The organism is Thalassolituus sp. UBA2009 (genome assembly GCF_002335285.1).
GTDB classification, from domain to species: Bacteria; Pseudomonadota; Gammaproteobacteria; order Pseudomonadales; family Oceanobacteraceae; genus Venatoribacter; species Venatoribacter alkanivorans.
The window spans coordinates 30,057-34,502 of the sequence record NZ_DDCJ01000122.1 but is presented as its reverse complement, the minus strand read 5'-3'; the positions used below and the strand labels follow the sequence as shown (position 1 = coordinate 34,502).

General features: G+C 49.2%; 5 protein-coding genes. 1 reads left to right on the top strand and 4 read right to left on the bottom strand.

Features of this window, described 5'->3' with window-relative positions:
* Positions 1–98 precede the first annotated feature (98 nt).
* From B3P58_RS15230 to B3P58_RS15215, 4 genes are all read right to left on the bottom strand, one after another.
* On the bottom strand, positions 99–524 hold the full coding sequence (locus tag B3P58_RS15230) for a hypothetical protein (protein WP_286718840.1): 426 nt from the start codon (positions 522–524) through the stop codon (positions 99–101).
* Positions 525–613: 89 nt separating this feature from the next.
* Positions 614–1,072 carry a hypothetical protein gene (locus B3P58_RS15225; protein WP_286718838.1) on the bottom strand — a complete coding sequence of 153 codons (459 nt, stop codon included), beginning with the start codon at positions 1,070–1,072 and terminating at the stop codon, positions 614–616.
* Positions 1,073–1,156: 84 nt separating this feature from the next.
* The gene (locus tag B3P58_RS15220; RefSeq protein ID WP_286718836.1) at positions 1,157–1,735 is read right to left on the bottom strand and encodes a hypothetical protein; all 579 of its coding nucleotides are present in this window, start codon (positions 1,733–1,735) and stop codon (positions 1,157–1,159) included.
* Positions 1,736–2,647: 912 nt separating this feature from the next.
* Entirely contained in the window at positions 2,648–4,114 is a 1,467-nt protein-coding gene (locus B3P58_RS15215; protein WP_286718834.1) for a leucyl aminopeptidase, read from the bottom strand.
* Between the two features lie 120 nt (positions 4,115–4,234).
* On the opposite strand from B3P58_RS15215, the gene B3P58_RS15210 reads away from it, so the two are divergent.
* Positions 4,235–4,446, top strand: a 212-nt coding sequence (locus B3P58_RS15210) for an LptF/LptG family permease (protein ID WP_286718832.1), incomplete at its 3' end; no start/stop codon positions are given.

Sequence of the window (4,446 nt, the reverse complement as noted above, 5' to 3'; positions counted from 1 at the left end):
ATTCGACACCATTATCAAAACGGGAAACTCTCTTCTTTTCAATCAGAAGTTTCAGATCAGGTCTGAACTAATTCAGATTGAGCCGCTTGTTAACTGCCTTACTCATAGTTTTTGGCCTTAAATTCTTTAATGGCCAAATCAATTTCTGTAAATAACTTTTTATCATCTACATCTATCTTATCTTTCTTTAAGCGAGCTACGAATACTTCGATAGAATCTCTAACTTTATCAGCAATATAGTCTCTTATCTCATTAGGGCTTTTTGGTTCCCAAACAGAAATAGGTATTTGAATATCGGCTGTAATAGTTTTTCTTTTTTTAGCAAATCTGAGCCTAGTAATACCTTCATCACCAAAAGTAGAGATCTTCCCATCCACTCGAATGACTGGAGAATACTGATCAACTTCTTCACAGTAAGTTGAAGTGCAATATTTATTAAATAGCTTATAGAGGTCGACTTTTATCGATCCGATATTGTGCTTTCCTGGCCCACCAGACTGAACGCCAATTGATATTATATTCATCGGACTCTCTTAGGCAGTTAACGCCTGTCAGCAATGGCGAGTGAAACGAGTCCAGCCAGCATACTGCGAATTGGCTGGCTTTGTTATATCTAACGTTTTGTTCCAATTGCAACAGAGATTCGGTCTACTTGAGAAGCATTTCCCAATGCCGTAGCGCAACTACTTATATAATAGGTGTACTCTTCATTAGAGTGATCAGAATCAATTTCTTGTCTACAAATACCAAGTAATTTTTCCTCTTCGCCCGGAACATTTCCAAAGAGATAGAACTTTATAAAGGCTGATTGCTTTAAGATATCAGCTGCGTCAATACGCTTGGATCTTGAGGATATTATTAGAACCTCATCTTTAAGCTCAAAATCTATTACTTCAGGCTTAATATACTCGTAGTAAGAAGACACCTCTTCTTCCAGCATGCTCACTAGATCTTTCTTATAGGAAAATTCTACTGCCGCCAAGGTATACATCGCATAAGCCACATATGCCAAGCCAGTTGAAAGCCCAAAACCTAAGCCCCAGAGCAGGCCCTTAAATATTTCTTTCAGCAAAACAAATTCCTTTGATTGATATAACGCCGGTGGTAATGGGCGGCAACGAAGCGCAGCGTAGTTGGCGTCCCGTTGACCACTTTGTTAAACATTTTTCTCAGCTTTGATTTCGCGGTCAGCCTCACCCGGATCTCTCAAAAAGACCTTCACTGAGTCTCCAATTTGAAGGCCGAAATTGCTATTGCCGAGATCCTTCCTAATAGCTTTTAAGACGTTATCCATGGCAACGAGAGTATTGCCACCTGTGGTGGTTACTTTTCTGAAGTGAAGCCAGGATTTTATGACTGCTGGGGAGGCCCAAACGATTAAACCTTTATTCAGTTGCCAAAACTGATCACGCAAATCTTCGGGTAAACTCTCCTCACCCCCTTGCTCCAACGCTTTCTGTTCATCCGGATTCTTAAGAAATCGTTCCAGAATGGAAAAGAAACCGTTGTAGACCTCAATTTTTTTTGGGCGATGGCTCTGTTGAATTTCTCGTGACTTGGAGTGCCATTGGGCGTAGATAAGACCTATAAAACCTACGATTGCTGTGATCGTGGGGCCGGAATATGAAGGCTCTAGCGAGGCTACCCACAGTACGATATTCCAAATCAGCCAAGCTATTCCGGCGAGAACAGCGAATCCGAACGTGACAGATAAGAAACGACGTAACTTACTCATAACACTCCCTGTTTAACAGTTTCTTAGTAGGCGTGCTCATTAACACACCTAAACCCTTATTCAGATTTCCAGCCTAACCTATTGTCCGGACTGTAAAAATCATCGTAATTTTCTTTTTTGCCAGAATATAAACGCGCATGCGCGCTTTTACCCTGAACTGCTCTTTAGACTTTGCAGCTATCACTTTCCGACAGTAACCAGCGTTTATTTGTTCTTTTTATTCCAGACACGCTGCCGCCCGACCTTATAAACGCAGGGCAGGAATTGCGTGGCTTTATTATTCGGGATTGTAAGCGGGGAGGGCATGTGTCCGGACGGTGTGTTCGTACGATATGGCGGCATCCCTGCGATGGTTCGAGAGTACTGAAATTCAGGGTTGGGTTCAATAATTGATAAAACTGGTTACAAGTGGCAAAAGGCGACAATGGCTTTGGTGGGCAGTGCCCACCCTACCTATCAGCGTGAGGGCGGGGCTGGCCTGTCGCGGATAAGATCCGCTCCCACAGTGCAGTGCCTGCTCTGAAATATGGCTTCGGGTTTTAGCTTGTGCGCCTGCAGGACGCCGGTTTAAACAATCCGCTAGCCCTTGAAGCGACAGTTGCATTCCCACGCGGAGCGTGGGAACGAGAAGGCGGGGCGTGGGAACGAGAAAGTCAGTGGCTGGTCTGTCGCGGATAAGATCCGCTCCCACAGTGCAGTGCCTGCTTTGAAATATGGCTTCGCGTCATGGTTGGGGCGCAGGGCCGATTGTGTGCTCCTGCACAATCGGTATTTCCGCCATCCATGGCGGTCAGGCAGCCCCGCAAAGGTTGTTCAAGTGCAGTCAGCGCTGTCTGGTTGCTCAGTAAACGGCATAAATAAAACGAGCCTCATCTGAGGCTCGCTATTTCTGGTTTTATGCTCTGCTACCGCTTACTTCGCCAGCAAATAATTCACCAATAAAGGCACTGGACGTCCGGTCGCGCCTTTGGTTTTACCACCGGTATTCCATGCCGTGCCGGCAATATCGAGGTGCGCCCATGGCGTGCCTTCGGTAAAGCGCGACAGGAAGCAGGCGGCGGTGGTGGCACCGGCCAGCGGACCGCCGATATTGGCGATGTCGGCAAAGTTGGAATCCAGCAATTCCTGATAATCGTCTTCCAGTGGCAGACGCCATACTTTGTCACCACTGTGGCTGGCGGCATTCTGCAGTTCTCCGGCCAGGGCTTCGTCGGTGGTGAATAAACCGGAATTAACGCGACCCAGTGCGGCCATACAGGCCCCGGTCAGGGTGGCGATATCTACGATGGAGGCCGGTTTAAAGTTGTCGATACCGTAGGTCAGGGCATCGCACAGCACCAGGCGGCCTTCGGCGTCGGTGTTCAGAATTTCGATGGTTTTGCCGGACAAACTGGCGACGACATCACCGGGCTTGCTGGCATGACCGGCGGGCATATTCTCGGCGCTGGTGATCATGCCGATGACATTGATGGCGGGTTTTAATGTCAGCAAGGCCTGCATGGTGCCGAGTACGGAAGCGGCGCCACACATATCATATTTCATTTCATCCATGCCCAGACCCGGCTTGAGGCTGATGCCGCCGGTATCAAAGGTGATGCCTTTACCCAGAATCATATGCGGCGCGGCGTTTTTATCGGCGGCACCGTTGTATTTCATGATGATCATTTTGCCCGGCTCAGACGAGCCTTTGGCAACGGAAACAAAGGCGCCGGCGCCCATTTCTTCCAGCTGATCTTCATCCAGAATGGTCACGTCCAACGCGCCATTGGCGGCCAGCTCCAGTGCCTGTTCGGCCAGATAACTAGGGGTACAGATATTCGGTGGCATATTGCCGAGGGTTTTGGCGTAAGCCACGCCCTGAGCCACGGCTTCGCCTTTATTCAGCGCGGCGCTGACATCGCTGCCCAGCCAGATAATGCTGTCGGGCTGGCGAACGTCGTCATCCTGCTTGCTTTTGGTTTCGGTAAAACGGTACAGCGCGTTGCCGAAGGCCATGGCGCTTTGTTCTGCCAGCCATTCTTCGCTCAGGTTATCATTGGCCAGTTCATTCAGGGCCAGCGCGATGCTGCCGGAAAAACCGCTGCTGGCGCTGGCGATGGCGTTCAGCACTTTAACCGCACTGCTGCGGGTCAGGGGGTCTTTACCGGTGCCAACCAGTAACACGCGGCTGGCCTTTACCCCGGCAACGGCCGGCAGTAACAGGGTCTGGGCCAGTTTACCGCTGATGTCTTTGTCATCGATGCGGGCCTGAATAAAACCGTTACTGGCATTATTGATGGCAGCGGCGGCGTCAGACAGCTTGCCTGACTGGTCGAGAGTGACCACAATACAGCTGGCTTGAACATCGGCGGCAGAATTCGTGGAAATCTGATATTGCATGATGGCTCCTGACGGGAAAAGAAAGGGCGGTGTTGCCTGCCCGTTTGACTCAAAGATGCGTTCAAGTGTACGAAAATCAAGGGCGGAACACAGCCGTTTGTTAGCAATAAGGTAAGTATTTTGATTCTTTTCCGTTATCTGGCCCGGGAACTGGCCGGCTCACTGGTGGCAGTGACCACTGTGCTGCTGATGATCCTGATGAGTGGTCGTCTGATTCAGCAGCTGGCAGCGGCGGCGGCCGGTGAGGTGTCGCTGGATATTGTGTTTTTTACCCTGCTTTTGCGTTTACCGTCTTTTCTGGAAATGATTCTGCCTTTGGCGCTGTTTATTTC